This is a genomic window from Halorubrum rutilum, from assembly GCF_042665015.1.
In the GTDB taxonomy this organism is placed as follows: Archaea; Halobacteriota; Halobacteria; order Halobacteriales; family Haloferacaceae; genus Halorubrum; species Halorubrum rutilum.
In genome coordinates this window covers 32,739-50,695 of record NZ_JBHTBL010000001.1, presented here as the reverse complement: position 1 = coordinate 50,695, position 17,957 = coordinate 32,739, and the positions used below count along the sequence as shown (strand labels likewise).

Annotated in this window: 20 protein-coding genes; 8 read left to right on the top strand and 12 right to left on the bottom strand. The window is 71.6% G+C overall.

Annotated features, from left to right (window positions below; genetic code table 11):
* Positions 1-24: 24 nt before the first annotated feature.
* From ACFQMF_RS00290 to ACFQMF_RS00240, 11 genes are all read right to left on the bottom strand, one after another.
* Positions 25-729: an ABC transporter ATP-binding protein gene (locus tag ACFQMF_RS00290; RefSeq protein WP_256407862.1), complete on the bottom strand. Its 705-nt coding sequence runs from the start codon at positions 727-729 to the stop codon at positions 25-27.
* A complete protein-coding gene (locus ACFQMF_RS00285; protein WP_256407863.1) occupies positions 726-1,562 on the bottom strand; it encodes an ABC transporter ATP-binding protein in 837 nt (278 codons plus the stop codon). Before ACFQMF_RS00285 ends, ACFQMF_RS00290 begins: the two co-directional genes overlap by 4 nt.
* The gene (locus tag ACFQMF_RS00280; RefSeq protein WP_256407864.1) at positions 1,555-2,814 is read right to left on the bottom strand and encodes a branched-chain amino acid ABC transporter permease; all 1,260 of its coding nucleotides are present in this window, start codon (positions 2,812-2,814) and stop codon (positions 1,555-1,557) included. Before ACFQMF_RS00280 ends, ACFQMF_RS00285 begins: the two co-directional genes overlap by 8 nt.
* The gene (locus ACFQMF_RS00275) at positions 2,814-4,013 is read right to left on the bottom strand and encodes a branched-chain amino acid ABC transporter permease (RefSeq protein WP_256407865.1); all 1,200 of its coding nucleotides are present in this window, start codon (positions 4,011-4,013) and stop codon (positions 2,814-2,816) included. Before ACFQMF_RS00275 ends, ACFQMF_RS00280 begins: the two co-directional genes overlap by 1 nt.
* A 51-nt stretch (positions 4,014-4,064) precedes the next feature.
* Positions 4,065-5,216: an MFS transporter gene (locus ACFQMF_RS00270; protein WP_256407866.1), complete on the bottom strand. Its 1,152-nt coding sequence runs from the start codon at positions 5,214-5,216 to the stop codon at positions 4,065-4,067.
* The gene (locus tag ACFQMF_RS00265) at positions 5,213-6,958 is read right to left on the bottom strand and encodes a hydantoinase B/oxoprolinase family protein (protein ID WP_256407867.1); all 1,746 of its coding nucleotides are present in this window, start codon (positions 6,956-6,958) and stop codon (positions 5,213-5,215) included. The genes ACFQMF_RS00270 and ACFQMF_RS00265 overlap by 4 nt, the downstream gene beginning before the upstream one ends.
* Positions 6,955-9,006, bottom strand: coding sequence for a hydantoinase/oxoprolinase family protein (locus ACFQMF_RS00260; protein ID WP_256407868.1), 2,052 nt, complete (start codon positions 9,004-9,006; stop codon positions 6,955-6,957). The genes ACFQMF_RS00265 and ACFQMF_RS00260 overlap by 4 nt, the downstream gene beginning before the upstream one ends.
* A gap of 163 nt (positions 9,007-9,169) precedes the next feature.
* Positions 9,170-10,525, bottom strand: a complete 1,356-nt coding sequence (locus ACFQMF_RS00255; RefSeq protein WP_256407869.1) for an ABC transporter substrate-binding protein — start codon at positions 10,523-10,525, stop codon at positions 9,170-9,172.
* A 141-nt stretch (positions 10,526-10,666) separates the two neighbouring features.
* Positions 10,667-11,221, bottom strand: coding sequence for a ribbon-helix-helix protein, CopG family (locus ACFQMF_RS00250; RefSeq protein WP_256407870.1), 555 nt, complete (start codon positions 11,219-11,221; stop codon positions 10,667-10,669).
* A gap of 162 nt (positions 11,222-11,383) precedes the next feature.
* Positions 11,384-12,100: an SDR family NAD(P)-dependent oxidoreductase gene (locus tag ACFQMF_RS00245; protein ID WP_256407871.1), complete on the bottom strand. Its 717-nt coding sequence runs from the start codon at positions 12,098-12,100 to the stop codon at positions 11,384-11,386.
* A 64-nt stretch (positions 12,101-12,164) separates the two neighbouring features.
* On the bottom strand, positions 12,165-12,527 hold the full coding sequence (locus tag ACFQMF_RS00240) for a hypothetical protein (RefSeq protein ID WP_256407872.1): 363 nt from the start codon (positions 12,525-12,527) through the stop codon (positions 12,165-12,167).
* Between the two features lie 101 nt (positions 12,528-12,628).
* On the opposite strand from ACFQMF_RS00240, the gene ACFQMF_RS00235 reads away from it, so the two are divergent.
* The 7 genes from ACFQMF_RS00235 (at position 12,629) to ACFQMF_RS00205 (ending at position 16,695) form a co-directional block, all read left to right on the top strand.
* A complete protein-coding gene (locus ACFQMF_RS00235; protein WP_256407873.1) occupies positions 12,629-13,579 on the top strand; it encodes a carbohydrate kinase family protein in 951 nt (316 codons plus the stop codon).
* Positions 13,580-13,696: 117 nt separating this feature from the next.
* The gene (locus ACFQMF_RS00230; RefSeq protein ID WP_256407874.1) at positions 13,697-13,981 is read left to right on the top strand and encodes a DUF5789 family protein; all 285 of its coding nucleotides are present in this window, start codon (positions 13,697-13,699) and stop codon (positions 13,979-13,981) included.
* Between the two features lie 202 nt (positions 13,982-14,183).
* On the top strand, positions 14,184-14,858 hold the full coding sequence (phoU, locus tag ACFQMF_RS00225; RefSeq protein ID WP_256407875.1) for a phosphate signaling complex protein PhoU: 675 nt from the start codon (positions 14,184-14,186) through the stop codon (positions 14,856-14,858).
* An 88-nt stretch (positions 14,859-14,946) separates the two neighbouring features.
* Positions 14,947-15,345, top strand: coding sequence for an acyl-CoA thioesterase (locus tag ACFQMF_RS00220; protein ID WP_256407876.1), 399 nt, complete (start codon positions 14,947-14,949; stop codon positions 15,343-15,345).
* Positions 15,346-15,511: 166 nt separating this feature from the next.
* On the top strand, positions 15,512-15,751 hold the full coding sequence (locus ACFQMF_RS00215; protein ID WP_256407877.1) for a glutaredoxin family protein: 240 nt from the start codon (positions 15,512-15,514) through the stop codon (positions 15,749-15,751).
* Positions 15,748-16,281, top strand: coding sequence for a cob(I)yrinic acid a,c-diamide adenosyltransferase (locus ACFQMF_RS00210; RefSeq protein WP_256407878.1), 534 nt, complete (start codon positions 15,748-15,750; stop codon positions 16,279-16,281). Before ACFQMF_RS00215 ends, ACFQMF_RS00210 begins: the two co-directional genes overlap by 4 nt.
* A gap of 141 nt (positions 16,282-16,422) precedes the next feature.
* Complete coding sequence (locus ACFQMF_RS00205) at positions 16,423-16,695, top strand: DUF7553 family protein (RefSeq protein ID WP_256407879.1); 273 nt, start codon at positions 16,423-16,425, stop codon at positions 16,693-16,695.
* Between the two features lie 2 nt (positions 16,696-16,697).
* Here ACFQMF_RS00205 and ACFQMF_RS00200 read toward each other — a convergent pair whose 3' ends face one another.
* Positions 16,698-17,222, bottom strand: coding sequence for a hypothetical protein (locus tag ACFQMF_RS00200; protein WP_256407880.1), 525 nt, complete (start codon positions 17,220-17,222; stop codon positions 16,698-16,700).
* A gap of 154 nt (positions 17,223-17,376) precedes the next feature.
* Between ACFQMF_RS00200 and ACFQMF_RS00195 the strand changes: the two genes are divergently transcribed.
* Complete coding sequence (locus tag ACFQMF_RS00195) at positions 17,377-17,871, top strand: CBS domain-containing protein (RefSeq protein WP_256407881.1); 495 nt, start codon at positions 17,377-17,379, stop codon at positions 17,869-17,871.
* Positions 17,872-17,957: the final 86 nt, after the last annotated feature.

Here is a 17,957-nt window from a genome sequence, read left to right as displayed (position 1 = left end):
TGACGGTCCTGAAGGAGACGCCGATCACCCCCCGAGGAACCGCTCGCGGACCTCCGGGTCGTGCAGCAGCTCCGTCCCCGGCCCCTCGTACGCGTTCTCGCCGTTGACGAGGACGTACCCGCGGTCGCAGCGCCGCAGCGCTCGCTTCGCGTTCTGCTCGACCATGAGGACGGCCGTGCCGGCGTCGTTGATCTCGTCGATCCGGTCGAACGTCTCCTCGACGAGCTCGGGAGCCAGCCCCGCGGAGGGCTCGTCCAGCAGCAGGACGTCCGGATCGACCATCAGCGCCGACCCCATCGCGAGCATCTGCTGTTGGCCTCCGCTCATCGTCCCGGCGCGCTGCCGCTGTCGCTCCCGCAGGATCGGGAACCGGTCGAGCACGTCCTCCAGTCGGTCCTCGGGGACCTCCGGCAGGCTGAACGCGCCCATGAGGAGGTTCTCCCGGACCGTCATCGACGGGAACAGGTTGTCGCTCTGGGGCACGTAGCTCACGCCGCGCTCGATGATCGCGTTGGTGTCCATCCCCTCGACGGACTCCCCGTTGAGCGTGATCGACCCGCCCATGTGAGTCACCAGCCCGAGGACGGCCTTCATCGCCGTGGACTTCCCCGCGCCGTTCGGCCCGACGATCGTCACGTACTCGCCGTCGTCGACGGTCAGGTCGACGTCCGAGAGGATCTGCAGGTCGCCGTAGCCGGCGTCCAGCCCGTCGAGTTCCAACACCGTCACACGTCGTCACCCCCGAGGTACGCCTCGATCACGCGCTCGTCCGATTGCACGTCCGCCGGGGACCCCGTCGTCAGGACCTCGCCCCGGTGCATGACGATCACGCGCTCGCAGTTGTCCATGATGAGGTCGATGTCGTGTTCGATGAGGAGGAACGAGTAGCCGTCGTCGACGAGATCCTCGATCCGACCCAGGATCTTCCGTTCGAGGGTCGGATTCACGCCGGCGAGCGGCTCGTCGAGGAGCACGATGTCCGGATCGGTCAGCAGCACGCGGGCGATTTCGAGGAGCTTCCGCTGGCCGCCCGAGAGGCTGCCGGCGGGCTCGTCGAGGAGGTGGTCGATCTCGAAGAACGCGGCGATCTCGCGGGCGCGGTCTCGGACCGCCAGCTCCTCCTCGGCGAACCGGTCGCCCCGGGTCCACGCGCCGCGGAGCCGCTCGCCGTGCTGGTGCATCGGAGCGAGCAACAGGTTCTCGAACACGGTCATCTCCGCCAGTTCGCGGGGGATCTGGAAGGTCCGGACCATGCCCTGCTGTGCGACCGCCGGCGGCCCGTCGCCGGTGACGTCCGCGTCGTAGAGCCGGACCCGGCCCTGGTCCGGCTCGTGAAAGCCCGTGAGACAGTCGAAGAGGGTCGTCTTCCCGGCCCCGTTCGGACCGATGAGGCCGGTGATCCCGGGATCGACGGTCAGATCGACCCCGTCGAGCGCGGTGATGCCGCCGAACCGTTTAGTGAGGTTCTCGACCCGGAGGATCGGGTCGCGGTCGTCTCCGACCGCCGGGCTCTCCGTCGGCGTCGCGTCGGTCGTCGGTGTCGGTGTGTTCCCTTCAGTCATCGTCGGTCCCTCCGGAGGCGTCCCACGACGGGAGCGGGACGTCGTACTCCTGTTCGCCGAGGAGCCCCTCGGGGCGGTAGTACAGGATAACCATCAGCACGACGCCGATCAGCATGAGCCGGGCCGCCGCGAGCTGGATTGAGTACTGCGACGGGACGTCGATGAACCGCGTCCCGTTGCGGACGCCCCAGAAGAACGCGGTGCCCAGGATCACGCCCTTGTTGTTGGCGGTGCCGCCGACGATGACGGCGGTGAAGGCGTAGAACGTGATCGTCGCGGCGAACTGGTCCGGGGCGATGAACCCGATGTTGACCGCCCACAGCGCCCCCGCGGCCCCCGCGAGCGCCGACCCGAGCATCAGCGCCTGGATCTTGTACCGGAACGTCTCCTTGCCGAGCGCCCTGGGGACGTCCTCGTCCTCGCGGACCGCTCGCAGGACCCTGCCGTACGGGCTGTTGATCGTCCGTTCCACGAGCCAGTACCCCCCGGCGAGCGCCGCGACCGACAGCAGGAGGACGAACCGGTCGTAATCCATCCCGCCCTCCGGACCGGCCGTCGGGTCGAACAGCCAGAGCGCGTTCCGGGTGAGCGCGACCGTGCCGCCGTCGAGCGTCGGGAGGACGAAGTACCAGACAGCGACGAGCGGGACGAGGACGGCGAGGACGAGCCTCCCGCGGCGACCCCGTCGTCGGAACGCCCCCGCGAGCCAGTACCCGAAGAGGGCGAACGCGGCGAGCGACAGGGCGCCGAAGACGGCCATGTTCAGCGTGAACTCGCCGAGGCCGACGGGGAAGACGTCGCGGAGCGGCGCGTGAACGGTGTTGATGCCGAACGGGCCGTTGAACAGCCACTCCTCGTCGTTCACGACGGTCGTGAGGATTGTGGCGATCCCGAGCGCGGTGATCGCGAGGTAGTCCTCGCGGAGCCGCAGCGTGGGGACCCCGACCGCGAGCGAGACGAGCGCCGCCGCGGCCATCCCGCCGAGCACGCCGAGCGCCCAGCCGAGGAAGCCGCCGAGCGGGCCGAGCGCGCCGAACAGCTCCGGGAGCGCGAACCCGCCGATCCCGGCGTATCCGGCGGGGCCGGCGGGCATCGTCAGGACCACGGTCACGTAGGCGCCGATCATGAAGTACGCGACGTGGCCGAAGTCGATGAGGCCGGTGAACCCGAACTTGAGGTTCAGCCCGATGCCGAACAGGCCGTAGATCGCGACGAACGTCAGGAGCGTGATGAGGAAGTCGGCGACCGCCATCAGACGTCACCCCAGATGCCCTCGGGTCTGACGAGCAGGACGCCGATCAGGATGACGAACGCGATCGCCACCCGGTACGTCGAGGAGCCGGCCGGCAGCAGGTAGACGCCGACGTCCATGCTCAGGCCGATGATCATCGCGCCGGCGACGGCCCCGTACGGGGAGGAGATCCCGCCGAGGATCACGGCCGCGAAGATCGGCAGCAGGAGCGCGAACCCCATGTTCGGCGTGAGGTTCGTCGCGAACCATCCGGTGAGGATCCCGGCGAGCGCGGCGAGCATCGCGGCGACGACCCAGACGACGAGCTGCACCCTGTCGGCGTCGACGCCGCGGACCTCCGCGAGGTCCGTGTTGTCCGCGGTCGCCCGCATCGCGCGGCCGAGGTCGGTCGTCTTCAGAAGCACGTTCAGGACGAACATCGCCGCGACGACCACCGCCAGTATCGTGACGTGCTTGACGTTCAGGCCGACGCGGGTGCCGAGGAGGTAATCGGTCCCCTGCGGGCCGAGTCGGACGACCGCGCCGACGACGAGGAGGGTGGCGACGCTCCCGGCGGCGGCCAGGATCCGCGGCGGGACGAGGTGGACCGCGGTGAAGTCGTCGTCCTCGCTGGAGAGCGCGAAGGTCGCGTAGCCGACGGCGACGGCGGCGAGCAGCCCGGCGACGACGAGCCACCACGGGTACCCCCACTCGCCGGTCGTGACGAGCTCGCCGGCCCGCCGCTGGGTCGTGACGACGGTGACGCCGCCCCGCGTGAGCAGGAAGTCGAAGTCGGTCGTGACGACGCTCTGCGTCTGATACTGGATGTTCTTCGACCCGACGAGGAACAGCACGGCGTTCCGCAGCACGAGCGCGAGCCCGAGCGAGACGATCACCATCGTGATCAGGTCCGCGTCCCTGCGTCGGAACTTCCGGAAGATCGCCAGCTCGTACGCGGCGCCGAGGCCGCCCGCCAGCGCGACTCCGAGGACCGCGGCGAGCGGGAGCGGCACGGAGCCGAACGCCGGGAGGAACGGGATCGCCGCGGGGTTGTTGAAGACGAGCGCGAGGTACGCGCCGACGGTGATCATGTCGCCGTGGGCGAAGTTCGGGACCTCCGCGATGTCGTAGATCAGCGAGAGCCCCAGCGCCCCGCCGGCGATCACGGCGCCGGTTATCAGCCCCTGTGCCGTCGCGTCCAGCAGGCCCGCGCTAACCATGGCGGGCACCTCCGCGGGCGGGACGGGTCCGGCGTGAGAGCGAGCGTCGCGTCATCGGCGCGCTCGCGCGATGAGGACCGCCGAGCCGACCGCGAGCGCGTTCAGTCCGACGAGCAGCGCGAACGCGCCCTCGTACCCGCCCGTGGCGTCCCGGATGGACCCCGTGACGGCCGGTAACGCGAGCGCGACGAGGTTGCCGATCGCGATGACCGTCGCCAGCGCGCTGCCCTCCGCGGCGGTCGCGCCGGCGGCGACGTTGTATATCGCGCCGAACGGGAGCGACACCGCCAGCATGACGAGCACCGGCAGCCCGACGCGGAGCGGGCCCGACGGCGCCGCGGCGAGCGCCCCGAACCCGAGCGCGGCGACCGTCGACGCGCCCGCGATGACCCTCGGATCGGTGACGGGGAGGCCGACGACGGCGCTCCCGCCGGCCGCCCGGCCGAGGGTCGCGACGCCGAGCACGAGCGCGTTCAGCGGCCCGCCGATCCCGACGTCCTCGAAGTACGCGGTGACGAACGCCGACAGCGTCAGGTACGACCCGATGGCGGCGACGTAGCAGAGCGACGCGAGGAGCACGACCCGGTCCGTCAGCGCCGACGCGTCGGCGGCGCCGGAGGCCGCGTTCGGCGGGGCGGTCAGTCGGTCGGATCGGTTCCGGTACAGCGCGCCGACGGCGGGGACCGCGCCGAGCGCGCCGAGCGCGTGGATCCCGATCCCGTTCGTCGCGGCCGCGAGCCGGGGCGCGATCAGGAAGCCGAACGCCCCGCCGAGCGTCAGCATCCCGCCGTAGACGCCCTGCTGCCGGCTCGCGGCGTCGCCGTCGTAGAGGCGGGCGACGTGCGTGGCGCCGACGCTGAGGACCAGCCCGGCCCCGAGCCCCCACAGGAACCGGAGGCCGAGCGCCGCCGGGAACGTCGGGGCGAAGTCCACGGTCGAGGCGAGCGCCGCCTGAGCGACCGTCGCGGCGATCAACAGCCGGGTCGTCGCGGTCCGCTTCACGAGCCTGCTGGCCGGCCACTGCACTAGGACGAACGGGAGCAGCGTCGCCGAGAGCATGAGGCCGAACGAGGCGTAGCCGATCTCGTACCGGCCCAGGTAGAACTCCGGAACGCCGGCGTACCCGAACATGACGTAGCCCACGCTCACGACGGCGAGGTGGGGCGCGACGCGCAGGCCGAGCGGGGGGTCGGTTCGGGTCATTCATCCGGTCGCTCACCCTCCTTCTCGGGGTCGGGTCCCGACCCGAGGACCTCGTCGATCGCGTCGTCGCCGTACGCCGCTCTGGCCCGCTCGACCGAGAGCTTCCCCGCGCGCAGGTCGCGCTCGATCGCGGCCGTCGACCGGGCGGCCGGGTCGCCGTACCCGCCGGCCCCGGGCGTCCGGATGCTCACCGTCGTCCCCGGCGGCAGCGCGTGCGTGGACTTCTGCGGGAGGCGCGCTGCGTCGCCGTCGGGGTCGATCCGGACCGCGCTCCCGGACTCGCCGTCGCCGCCGCCGAACAGCCCGTACGGCCGGTGGGTCTGTCGGTCGGCGAGGAGGCTGAACGTCGCCGTGTGGTCCCTGACGGTGATGTCGCGGCGCAGCCCGAGCCCGCCGCGGAACTCGCCCGCGCCGCCCGAGTCCTCCCGGAGCTCGTAGCGCGCGACGCGCAGCGGGTACGCCGTTTCGAGCACCTCCGCGGGCGTGTTCATCGTGTTCGACATGTGGACGTGCACGCCGTCCAGCCCGTCCTTCCCGGCGCGGCCGCCGAACCCGCCGCCCTGGGTCTCGTAGAACGCGTACGGCTCGTCCGACCGCGGGTCCCGCCCGCCGAACGTGACGTTGTTCATCGTCCCCTGCGAGCCCGCGACGACCCGCTCGGGGACGACCTCGGCGAACGCCCCGAGCACGACGTCCGTCACGCGCTGCGACGTCTCCAAGTTCCCGCCGACGACGGCCGCGGGCGGGTCCGGGTTCACGAGGCTCCCCTCGGGGGCGTCGATCGTGACCGGACGGTAGCAGCCGTGGTTCGGCGGGATCTCCGGATCGGTCACGCAGCGAACGGCGTAGTAGGTCGCCGACGCGGTCACGGCGAACACCGCGTTGACCGGGCCGGCGGTCTGGTCCGCGGTCCCGGCGAAGTCGACGCGGACCTCGTCGCCGTCGACCGTCAGCGCGACCTCGATCGGGAGGTCGACGGTCCCGGCGCCGTCGTCGTCGAGCACGTCTGCGAACGAGTACGTCCCGTCGGGCAGCGACTCGATCTCCGACCGCATCCGGCGCTCGGAGTAGTCTTTGATCTCCTCCAGCGCGACCGTCAGCTCGTCGGCCCCGTACCGCTCGGCGAGCTCGGAGAACCGCCGGCGGCCGGTCTCGTTCGCGGCCTCCTGCGCGCGGAGGTCGCCCCGGCGCTCGTCGGGCGTCCGGACGTTCGAGAGGACCATCTCGAAGACGGCCTCGTTCGGTTCGCCCGCCTCGAAGAGCTTCACCGGCGGGATCCGGAGCCCCTCCTGGTAGATCTCGGTCGAGTCCGCGGAGACGCTCCCGGCGCGTGACCCGCCGACGTCCGCGTGGTGCGCGCGGTTCGCGGTGAACGCGACGAGCTCGCCGTCGTGGTACACCGGCGTGACGAGCGTGAGGTCCGGGAGGTGCGCCCCGCCGTAGAACGGGTCGTTGAGCAGTATCGCGTCGCCGGGGTCCAGCGACTCGCGCGGGAACCGGTCGACCGCGGCCCGGACGGAGAACGGCATGGAGCCGAGGTGGACGGGCATGTTCTCCGCCTGGGCGACCATCTCGGCGTCCGCGTCGAACAGGGCGCACGAGCAGTCGCGGCGCTCCTTGATGTTCGGCGAGTACCCCGTGCGGATCAGGTTCGCGTTCATCTCCTCGCAGACGGCCGCGGCCGCGTTCCGCGTCACTTCGAGGGTCACGGGGTCGACGTCCGGGTCCGTCTCGTCGCTCATGGGTCGACCTCCACGACGAGGGTGCCGTACTCGTCCACCGCGACCGTCTGGCCGGGGCGGACGACGACCGTGCTCTCCGCGCCCTCGACGATCGCCGGCCCGGCGAACTCGGCGTCGGTGGGGAGCCGCTCCCGCCGGTAGACGCGCGTGTCGCGCACGTCCCCGTCGAAGTGCACCGGCCGCTCCTCCGCGACCGCGCCGGCGACGTCCCCTTCGACCGCGTCCTGTCGGAGGTCCGGCGTCTCGACGACGCCGCGGGCGCGGGTGCGGAGCGTGACCAGCTCGACCGGTTCGTCGTCGTAGGCGTGGCCGTACCGCTGGCGATGTCTGTCGTGGAACCGGTCGCGGATCGCCGCCTTGGTCCCCGAGTCGATCGGTCCTTCCGGGACCGGGACGGACAGCTCGAAGGACTGCCCGGCGTACCGCAGGTCGACCGACCGCTCGAACTGCGTCTGCGACGCGTCCAGGCCCTCCGCTTCCAGCTGCTCGCGGCCGCGCGAGACGAACTCGTCGAAGGTCTCCCGGAGGTCGCTCGGGTCGACCGCCTCCCAGCTCCGGACGCGGGAGGTGCTGTAGTCGTAGAGGACGTCGCTGATCAGCAGCCCGAGCGCCGAGAGCACGCCGGCGGTCCGCGGGACGAGCACCCGCGGGACGTCGAGCTCGGCCGCGAGCGCCGTCGCGTGAAGCGGCCCGGCCCCGCCGAAGGCGACGAGCCCGAAGTCGCGCGGGTCGTGGCCGCGCTCGACCGACACCACGCGCAGGGCGCGCTCCATGCTCGCGTTCGCGACGTCGAGCACCCCCTGCGCGGCGGCCTCGACCGACGTGTCGAGCGGGTCGGCGAGCTCCCGCTCGAAGATCGCCTCGACCCGGTCGACGTCGACCGACAGCTCGTCCGTGAGGAACGCGTCCGGGTTCAGGCGGCCCAACAGGAGCTGCGCGTCGGTGATCGTCGGGCGCGTCCCGCCGCGGCCGTAGCAGATCGGCCCCGGCTCGGCGCCCGCGGACCGCGGCCCGACGCGGAGCGCGTCGCCGTCGTCGATCCACGCGATCGACCCGCCGCCGGCGCCGACGGTGTGGACGTCGATCATCGGCACGTTCACCGGGTACTCCCCGACCTCGACGTCGGTGGCGACCATCGGGTCGCCGCCCTCGACGAGCGAGACGTCGCACGACGTGCCGCCCATGTCCATCGTGATGAGGTCCTCGACGCCGGCCAGCCCGGCGACGTAGCTCGCGCCCTGCACGCCGGCCGCCGGGCCCGAGAGCAGCGTGTTCACCGGGCGGGTCCGCGCGACGTCCGCGGTGATGATCCCGCCGTTCGACTGCATGATCTCGAGGTCGGGGCGGACCCCGAGGTCGGCGATCTCGGCCTCCAGGTTCCCGAGGTACCGGTCCATCACCGGTTTCAGCGCCGCGTTGAGCGCCGTCGTCAGCGTGCGCTCGTACTCGCGGATCTCGGGCAACACGTCGCTCGAAAGCGAGACCGACGCCTCGACGCCCTCGGACTCCAGGATCTCCCGGACGCGGCGCTCGTGGGCGTCGTTCTCGTACGCGAAGAGGAGGCTGACCGCGACGCTCGACACGTCCGCCGCCGCGAGCCGCTCCGCCACGTCGCGGACGGCGGCCTCGTCGAGCGGGGTCGAGACGTCGCCCCGCTCGTCCATCCGCTCCGGGACCTCGTACCGGCGGTGTCGCGGCACGACGGTCGGGGGCTTCTCCGTCTGGAAGTCGTAGATGTCGGGGCGCGCCTGCCGCCCGATCTCGAGGGCGTCGCGGAACCCCTCGGTCGTGACCAGCGCGGTCTCCGCCCAGTCGCCCTCCAGCACCGCGTTCGTCGCGACCGTCGTCCCGTGCGCGAAGAACCCGACGTCGTCGAATCGGATCCCGGTCGCCTCCCGCGTCTGTTCGAGTCCCTCCGTCACGCCGACCTCGGGCGCGTCGGGCGTCGACGATGTCTTCGTGACGTCGAGCGTCCCGTCCGTGACCGTGACGAGGTCGGTGAACGTGCCGCCGATGTCGACGCCGACGCGGGCGCCGTCGCTACTCATCGGTCCTCCCGCCGCGGGAGAGTCGATGCGCGCGTCGCCTGTGGCCGCGGGTCGTTCCGGTGTGGCTGCGAATCATGTGTGAGTGTGGGAGTGTGGCTGCGAATCATGTGTGAGTGTGAGAGCGCTCGGGCGTCCCGTAACGCGGCTACGGGGCCCGAAACCGTCAGATCAGCTCGCCGGCCGGGACCGTCTCCTGGTCGACGAACTCGCCGTCCTCGACCCGGACGATGACCATGTCGCTGGCGACGTCGCCGTTCTCGTCGTAGTTCACCTGGCCGCTCGGCCCCGAGTAGTCGATCGCCGTGCCGTCGTCGATCAGGTCGAACCCGTCGCCGACCTCGGCGTAGCTCACGGTTTCGCCGTCGGGGTTCGAGACCGGCCGCATGCTCTCCTTGACCGCGTTCGGATCGGTCGTGCCGGCGTGGTGGACCGCGAGGGCGTACGAGACGAGCGCGTCGTACGAGTTCCACGAGTACGGCGAGAACAGGTCGGCGTCCGGGTACGCGTCGGCGTAGTCCGACTCGAAGCTGCTCGTCGCGTCGCCGGTCGGCGGGAGCGTCCGCACGCCGTACATCCCGTCGAGGATCTCCGCGCCGACGTTGTTGAGGAAGTCCTGCGAGAGGAGGCTGGTGTGGAGCACCCAGTTGCCGCCGTACCCCTCCTCGTTCCACTGGTTCAGGATCGTGGTGCCGCTCTCCGGGTAGCCGGCGTACGCGATGAACTCCGGGTCGTCGGCGTACAGCTCGGACAGCGCCTGCTGGTACGACGACTGCCCGGACTCGTAGCCGACCGTGGCCGTCGTCGTCCCGCCGAACGTCTCCTCGAACGTGTCCGCGAGCGCCGCCCCGAAGTCGTTGTTAATGTAGAGGACGGCCGCGGAGTCCGCGCCGTCGTCCTCGATGATCTGCGCCATGACCTGCGCGATGAACCGGTCGTTCGTCCGCGTCCGGAACACGAGGTCGTCGTCCTCCAGCGTGCTGATCGTCGGCGACGACGACGCGGACGTGATGTGCAGGACGTCGTTCGGGATCGTCACCGACTGCGCGATGCTGATCGTCACGCCGCTCGACACCGCCCCGATCAGCGCCGGCACGCCCTGCGTGTTCACGAGGGAGTTCGCCGCGTTGACGCCCGCGGTCGAGCTCGTCTCGGAGTCCTCGTCGAACAGCTCGATCTCCCGTCCGAGCGGTCCGCCGGCCGCGTTGATGTCCTCCTGCGCCATCCGCAGGCCGTTCAGCATCGGCTGGCCGAAGTCGCTGAGGTCGCCGCTGAACGGGATCACGACGCCGACGCCGATCGGCTCGCCGCCGGACGATCCGCCGTCGTCGCCGTCCTCGGAGTCGGAACCGTCGCCCGAGTCGGAGCCGTCGGAGCCGTCGGACGACCCGCCGTCGCCGCCGTCGCCCTGGAGCTCCTCCTGACTGCTACACCCCGCCAGGGCGGCCGCGCCCGCCGCGCCGCTCAGGCGGAGGAACCGACGCCGCTCGATCCGGTCCGCGAACGTGGTATCATTCGGCATGGTTACGGGTGGCATATGTATCTCGGCATAAATATGTGGTTGTGAGGAGTTCACACGCGATGCCCGTTCCGATGCCCTCGTGTGAACCGGTGTGAACGCCGCATACGATCGAACATCGTCGCGCCGACTCCCGGCGAGCGCTCAGTCGTCCGGCCTCGTCTCCGTGATGAGGACCTTCGTCACCCCCTCCTCGATGGCGAGGTCGAAGGGGAGGTTCGCCGCGCTCCGCTCGATGAACCGGGTCATGAACCACCGGATCTGGTCGGAGGGGAACACGACGTGATACCGGTCGTCGTCGCTCCGGCGCACGCTCAGGAACCCGCACAGCGAGAGCCATTCGAGCAGCTCGTCGAGCGACTCGAACTCGCCGTCGTACTCGTGGGCGTGGTACTCCGAGACCCGGTCCGCCTTCGCCAGGAACTCGGGGTCCGGCTCGTCGTCGCTGTCGGAGACGTAGTCGAGGAAGCAGTGGAGGAAGTCCACGTCGAGCAGCACGTGCTCGCCGCCGGAGAGCATCTTGTGGTAGTCGCCGAGCTTCGTCCCCGCGTCGGTGGTCGCCGCCTGGTAGTTCGCCGCGTAGAACGTCAGCGCGCGTCGGAACAGCTCGCTCTGTCCGTGTCCCGTCCGTTCCGTGAGATCGTCGAGCGCCCCCTTCGCGTCCTCGTCGAGTGAGACCGTCACGCGGTCGATCGCCATACGCCACTGCCGGCGTCCGGGACGTGAATAGGCAACGGTTCTCACAACCGGCCGTTGCGGGTGAATAATTCGGGACCGGCGCCCGGCTCCCTTCGGGACCGACTCTCGACAATCTTCAGGGCCAACCCTCGGCTGCCTCTAGGGCCAACTCCCGCGCCCCGGCTACCACGGGATCCGTTCCCTGTCTTTCCAGAGGTGGCCCGCCGGGCTCCCCGGGGCGAACCGCGAGAGCCAGACGGGCGTCTCGGCGCCCGTCGACGGCGACCGCGGCGCGCCCTCGCCGCCCATGTCCGTGCGGACCCACCCGGGCGAGACCGCGTTCGCGACGAGCCCCCGGTCGCCGTACTCGCCGTCGAGGTACGCGGTCAACCCCCCGACGCCGACCTTCGAGAGCCGGTAGGCGGGGTAGTCGCCGCCCATCCGCCCCTCGGTGAACTGCCCGAGCCCGGACGAGAGGGTCACGACGCGGCTCCCGGACCGTTCCAACAGCAGCGGCAGAGCGCGCCTGGTCACCATCACCGGGCCGCGGAGGTTGACGGCCATCGTCCGGTCGAAGTCGGCGGGGTCCATCTCGTGGAGCGGTCCCGACCGAGGGAAGACGCCGGCGTTGTTCACGAGGACGTCGAGCGAGCCCGTCTCCCGGCGGATCCGGTCGATCGCCGCCCCGATCTCGTCGTCGTCGGTCACGTCCAGGCGGACCGCGCGCTGGTCGGCCGCGGTGACGTCGTCCGGGTCCCGCGCGCCGGCGTACACGGTCGCGCCGAGGTCGACGAGCTCCGCGGCGATCTCCGCGCCGATGCCGCGGGTCGCGCCCGTGACCAGCGCGACGTCGTCCGTCAGGTCGTGCTTGAGGTCGACGTCCGAGGGTCCGTCCGCCATACCGGGAGTTGGGCCGCGTTCGCAATAGACCCACGGTCCGACGGCGACGCCGACCCCGCGAGGCTCACTCCTCGGTGATCCCCGCGACCGTCACGTAGAGGCCGAACGTCGCGATCACCGTCCCGCCGAGCTGGGTGCCGGCGGTCGGGAGGAACCCGACGTCGGGGTACAGGAGGGGCGCGAACATGAACCAGCCGCCGAAGATCGTCGTCAGGACGGCCGGCGGGAGGCTCGGCGTCCCCGCGGCCCGCAGCAGCTGGAGGTTCCGCGCCGCGAACACCAGCCCGAGGACCGCGCTCGAACTGACGCTGCCGGTGAACGCGCTGGACGAGCCGAGCAGGGGCGGGAGGACCGCGACCGCGGCGCACGTGACGACGCAGACGGCGGCCGACGCCAGGATGAACCGAGAGGGTTGCTGATCGGTCACGTGTTCACCTCGGGACCGCCTCAATTAATTCCTCTGGCGGACGAAGCCCCGCCGATGTCGTCGAACGAACGCGCGGCGGTCGGGGTCCCGGCGGTGAGCCGATGAGCGACCGCTCGGACGGGACGCTCGTCGTCGGCGACGCGACGATCGACCTGTACCCGGTCGGCGGGGGTCCGACCGAGCCGGGGGGTCGCTTCGAGTGGCACGTGGGCGGGACCGCGACGAACGTCGCGCGGTGGCTCGCCGCGCTCGACGAGCGCGCCACGCTGGTGACGAACGTGGGGACCGACCGCGTCGGGGAGCTGGCCGCGCGGCGGCTCGACGCGGGGCCGGTGCGGACGGATCGCGTCGCGGCCGTCGACGCGGCGTCGCCCCTGACGCTGTACGTGCCGACGGCCGACGGCGACCGGTGGGACGCCTGGGTCGAGGGGAGCTGTTACGGGTTCACCCCGCCCGACGACCCGGCGTCGCTCGTCGGCGGCCACGAGCGGGTCCACCTGGAGGGCGTCACGCTGCCGACCGCGGTCAACCGGGCCGACGTGCTGCGGCTCGCGCGGGCGGCCGCCGAGGGCGACGCGCTCGTCTCGTTCGACCTGAACGGACGCGAGAACCAGTGGCGCGGGCCGGCGGCGTACCGGGCGGCGCTGCGCGAGGTCCTCCCGCACTGTGACCTGCTGTTCGCGGGGACAGACGACCTCGCCGTCGCGGGCGTCGAGGAGACCCCCGAGGGCCTCGCGGCGTGTCTCCCGGCGGGCGGCTCGGTGGTCGCGTTCCTCACGGACGGCGCGTCGGCGACGGTCGGGTTCCGCGTCGGCGACGGGGCGATCACGGAGCGGGTCGCGGTGACCCCCCCGAGCGTCGCGGTCGCGACGACCGCCGGCGCCGGCGACGCCTTCGCCGCCGCCGTCCTCGCCGCGCGCGGCGACGGCGTCACGGACCTGCGCGAGCTGGCGGCGATCGGGAACGCGGCGGGCGCCGCCGCGGCGACGACCGTCGGGTCGTTCGAGCCCGAGGCGGTGGAGGCGATGGCGACGCTGCTCGGCGACGGGTGAGCGGGAGCGGCCCGGGAACCGACCGGCGCCCGAAGCCGACGGCCGCGTCGCGGCGGTCGGACCGCCGGCGAGCCCGTTTGGCATCAGCCTTTTTGGAGTTCCTCACGAACGTTAGGTATGGATGTCGAAACGGCGTTGAACGACGTCTGTGACCGTCAGTACCCCGTCGCCTTCGACACCGTCGTCGAGGAGTGCGACGAGGCAACCGTCGAGTTCGCGAACGGGGAGGCGATGCCGCTCTCGGAGATACTCGGCGTGGTCGACGACGAGCCCGAGGCGTTCCGGTCCGAGGCCGAGCTGGAGGAGTTCGTCACGTCGCTGCTCCCGGAGGACGCGGTCGGGCGGAAGGGGTACGACGACCGCGGGAGCGCCGCCACCGAAGCGGACGAGACATCGTTCTGAACGCCCCGACCGGCGGGCCGGGCACTCGGCCGCCGGACGTGCCGCTGCGCGGCGGACGCGCCGTTGAGCGGCGCCACCCACCTCTCGCCCTCGTCGCGTCCCCCGCCCGTTCCGGTTCTTTTCGGCGTCGAAGGGGCGGAAAACCGATCGGTCGGTCGCCGACGTGTTTTTGTACGTTCGGTGAGGCGGATACGCTAACACGATGCCACGCGAACAGTACCAGTCGAAGCTGGAGTCGATCCGCGACGACGTGCTCTACATGAGCGAGGTCGTCGCGGAGCGGCTCCGGATGGGCCTCGACGCCCTGGAGACGCAGGACGGCGAGCTGGGCGAGGAGGTCATCGCCGGCGACGCCGAGATCAACGACCTCTACCTCGAACTGGAGGGGCAGTGCACCGACCTCATCGCGCTCCAGCAGCCGGTGGCGGGCGACCTCCGGTTCATCGCCGCCTCGTTCAAGATCATCACCGACCTCGAACGGATCGCGGACCTGGCGACGAACCTCGGCGAGTACGCGAAGCGGGCCGACCGCGAGGCGTTCCCCGACGTCGACGTCCAGCGCATCGGCGACGACACGCTGGCGATGCTCGACGAGGCGATGGCGGCGTACGCAGAGTCGGACCCAGAGCTGTGTTACGCCGTCGCCGAGGCCGACGACGAGGTGGACGCCGCCTGCGAGGCCGCGAGCGACCTGGTCGTCCGCGACCTCATCGAGCGCGACGAGCTCCGCGAGGAGGCGGACGTGGAAGCGACGATGCGGAACGTCTCGCGGCTCCTCCTCACGATCCGGGACCTCGAACGCGTCGGCGACCACGCCGTCAACATCGCCGCCCGGTCGCTGTACATGATCGAGAACGACGACGAGCTCCTGTACTGACGGCGCCTTCCCCGCCTCGGTCGGTCGTCCCGCGCGCGCCGCCGACCGATCCCGACGCCTACAAACCCCTCCCCGCGGACGACCTGTCATGAGCACGTACACGGCCGAGATCGACGTCCGGTTCCGCGACATCGACGCGATGGGCCACGTCAACAACGCGGTCTACGCGACGTACCTCGAACAGGCCCGGACCGAGTACTTCCGCGACGTCCTCGACGCCGACCTCTCGCGGGTGTCGACGGTGCTGGCGTCGCTCTCGCTCGACTTCCGCCGGCCGGTCGAGCTGACGGACGGGACCGTCGCGGTCGACGTCGACGTCGCCGAGCTCGGCCGTTCCAGCGTCGCGATGACCCACGAGCTGCGGGCCGGCGACGCGGTGGTGACCGAGGCCGAGGCGACGCTCGTCAGCCTCGACCCCGACACTGGCGAACCGGCGCCGATCCCGCCCGCGTTCCGCGAGCGGATGGCGTCGTACCACGGGCTGTAGGTCTCGGGCCGCGAGCGACCGCGCGGGCCGGGGTTCGCGTCCGACCGCACATCGGGGTCCGCGTCCGACCGCACACCCGGGGTCCGCGTCCGACCGCACACCCGGGGTCCGCGTCCGACCGTCGCCGAGGCCGTACCTTCTTGCCGCCGCGCGCCGATCGGTCGGTATGGCGATCCGACTCTACGCCCTCGACGGCTGTCCGTGGTGCGAGAAGGTGTCCGACGCGCTCGACGAGGCCGGGATCGAGTACGAGACCGAGTGGGTGGACGCCCTCCACTCCGACCGCGACGCGGTGAAGCGGGTCAGCGGCCAGCGCGGCGTCCCCGTCCTGATCGACGAGGAGCGCGGCGTGACGATGGCCGAGAGCGCGAACATCCTGGAGTACGTCGACCGGACGCTCGCATGACGATCTACACCGGCCGCGGCGACGAGGGCGACACCGACCTCCGGGACATGAGCCGGGTGTCGAAGTCCAGCCCGCGGATCGAGGCGTACGGGACCGTCGACGAGGCGAACGCGCTGATCGGCACCGTGCGCCCGACGGGTCACGACGACCTCGACGAGCTGTTGGCGACGGTGCAGAACCACCTCCACGTGGTGCAGGCCGACCTCGCGAACCCGGACCCGGACCCCGACGACCCGCGGGTCGAGCCCGAGCTCGTCGAGGCCCTCGAAGACCGGATCGACGCCTTCGACGAGGAGCTGGAGCCGCTGACCTCGTTCGTCCTCCCCGGCGGGGGCGAGTCGGGGGCGCGCCTCCACCACGCCCGGACCGTGACCCGCCGCGCCGAGCGCCGGGTCGTCGAGCTCGCGCGCTCCGAGCCGATCAACGAGACGGTCGTCTCCTACCTCAACCGCCTCTCCGACCTGCTGTTCACGCTCGGTCGCGTCGCGAACGCGCGCGACGGCGAGCCCGAGGAGTCGCCCACGTACTGACGCTCTTGTAGCCCCCGCGTTACGCGTATCGCCGGTCCGTCGAGCGGCGAGCGGCCGCGTCGCGTCCCGAGCCCCGTCCGAGAATCCTGTCGCCTCTGCGCGGCCACAAAGGATATATCCGTCGCTACCCAAAGGACAGATATGAGCAAGCACTTCGAAGACGCACGGTACTACCTCGGTCGCGCGGCGGAGCACGCGAAGGCGGGCGTGAAAGAGGAGCTGGAGCCCGTCGAGGCCCGCGTGAAGGAGCTCGTGGGCGCCGAGGAGGAGGAGCCGGAGCCGTCGCGGCTGGACCGGATCCAGGCCGACCTGAAGGGGTTAGAGGAGCGCGCGGAGGGCGAGGCCCGCGAGGCGGTCGCCTCCGCCCGAGCGCGCCTGAAGGAGTACCGCGGCCACGACGCCGCCGAGGAGTAGGCTCAGTCCCCTCGGCTTCCTTCCGTCGCCGCCTCGGGAGCGACGCGCTCGTCGGCCGGCACCACGGCGTACCCGATCCCCTCCCGCTCGAACAGCGCGCGGGTGCGCTCGACGCCCTCCTCGGCGTCGACGTCGGTCGCCCGGTAGTGGCGGATCGGGTGGCGGATCCACGAGGGCTCCCAGTGGGCGTACACGTCGGTCGTCGAGCGGTCCGGGCCGACGAACAGCGCGAGGTGGAGCTGGGAGTCGCTGCCGAGCGCCCCCTCCGGGTACCGCGCCCAGCTGGCGACCGACGTCTCGGGGGGCGTCGCGTAGTCGCGGAACTTCAGCGAGGAGACGAGGTTGCGGACGAACCCGAGCCGGTGGAGCCGCGCCTCGACGGCCGGGTACGGCTCGCGGAGCGTGAGCGCGTACTGGTCGCGGGGCGTCTCCCGCTCGGCGTACAGCCCGACCGCGGACAGCGGGAGGTGGAGCAGGCTCGCCACGGCCTGCCGCACGCGTTCGAGGGGCCGAAGCTCGTGGGTCATACCCGGGTCACGGGGCGGCTCGGGGGTGTATCTTTCCCGGCGGTCGTCGCCGCGCACCGCGTCGCCGTGCACCGCGTCGCCGCGCGCCCCGTCGCTACGCGCCCCGAACGCCGCGGTCGAAACGCCTAGGGGCCCCGGCCGCGACGGCGACCGTATGCAAGCCCGTGACCTGATGGAGACCGACGTGAAGACGGTCGCCGCCGACGACGACGTCGCCGACGTGTTCAGGAAGTTCGCCCGGTACGAGTTCAGCGGGTTCCCCGTCGTCGACGCGGACGACCGCGTGGTCGGCGTCGTCACCGAGTCGGACCTCGTCGACCTCTTCGAGCCCGACGACGAGACGCTGTGGATCCCGGTGGGGCTCCCGCCGTTCGTCGACACGCTCACCTATCAGGTGAAGCCGCCGTGGGCCGACCTCGACCTGGGCGTCGACATGGTCCGGAACGCCGACCGCCCGGTCTCGGACGTGATGAGCACCGGCGTGGCGACGGTGACCCCCGACGCCGCGGTCGACGACGTGCTCGACCTGCTCGCCGGCGACGACCCCGACATCAACCGGGTTCCGGTCGTGGACGGGGACGGGCGGATCGTCGGGATCATCGCCCGGCAGGACGTCATCCGGGCGTTCCGCGACGAGCGACTGGCGTAGCGACCGGCGGGGTCGCGAGCCGATCGCCGATCCGGTACCGCCCGGGGTCGCGAACGCGGAGCGACGCGACCGTGACGCCGCGACCG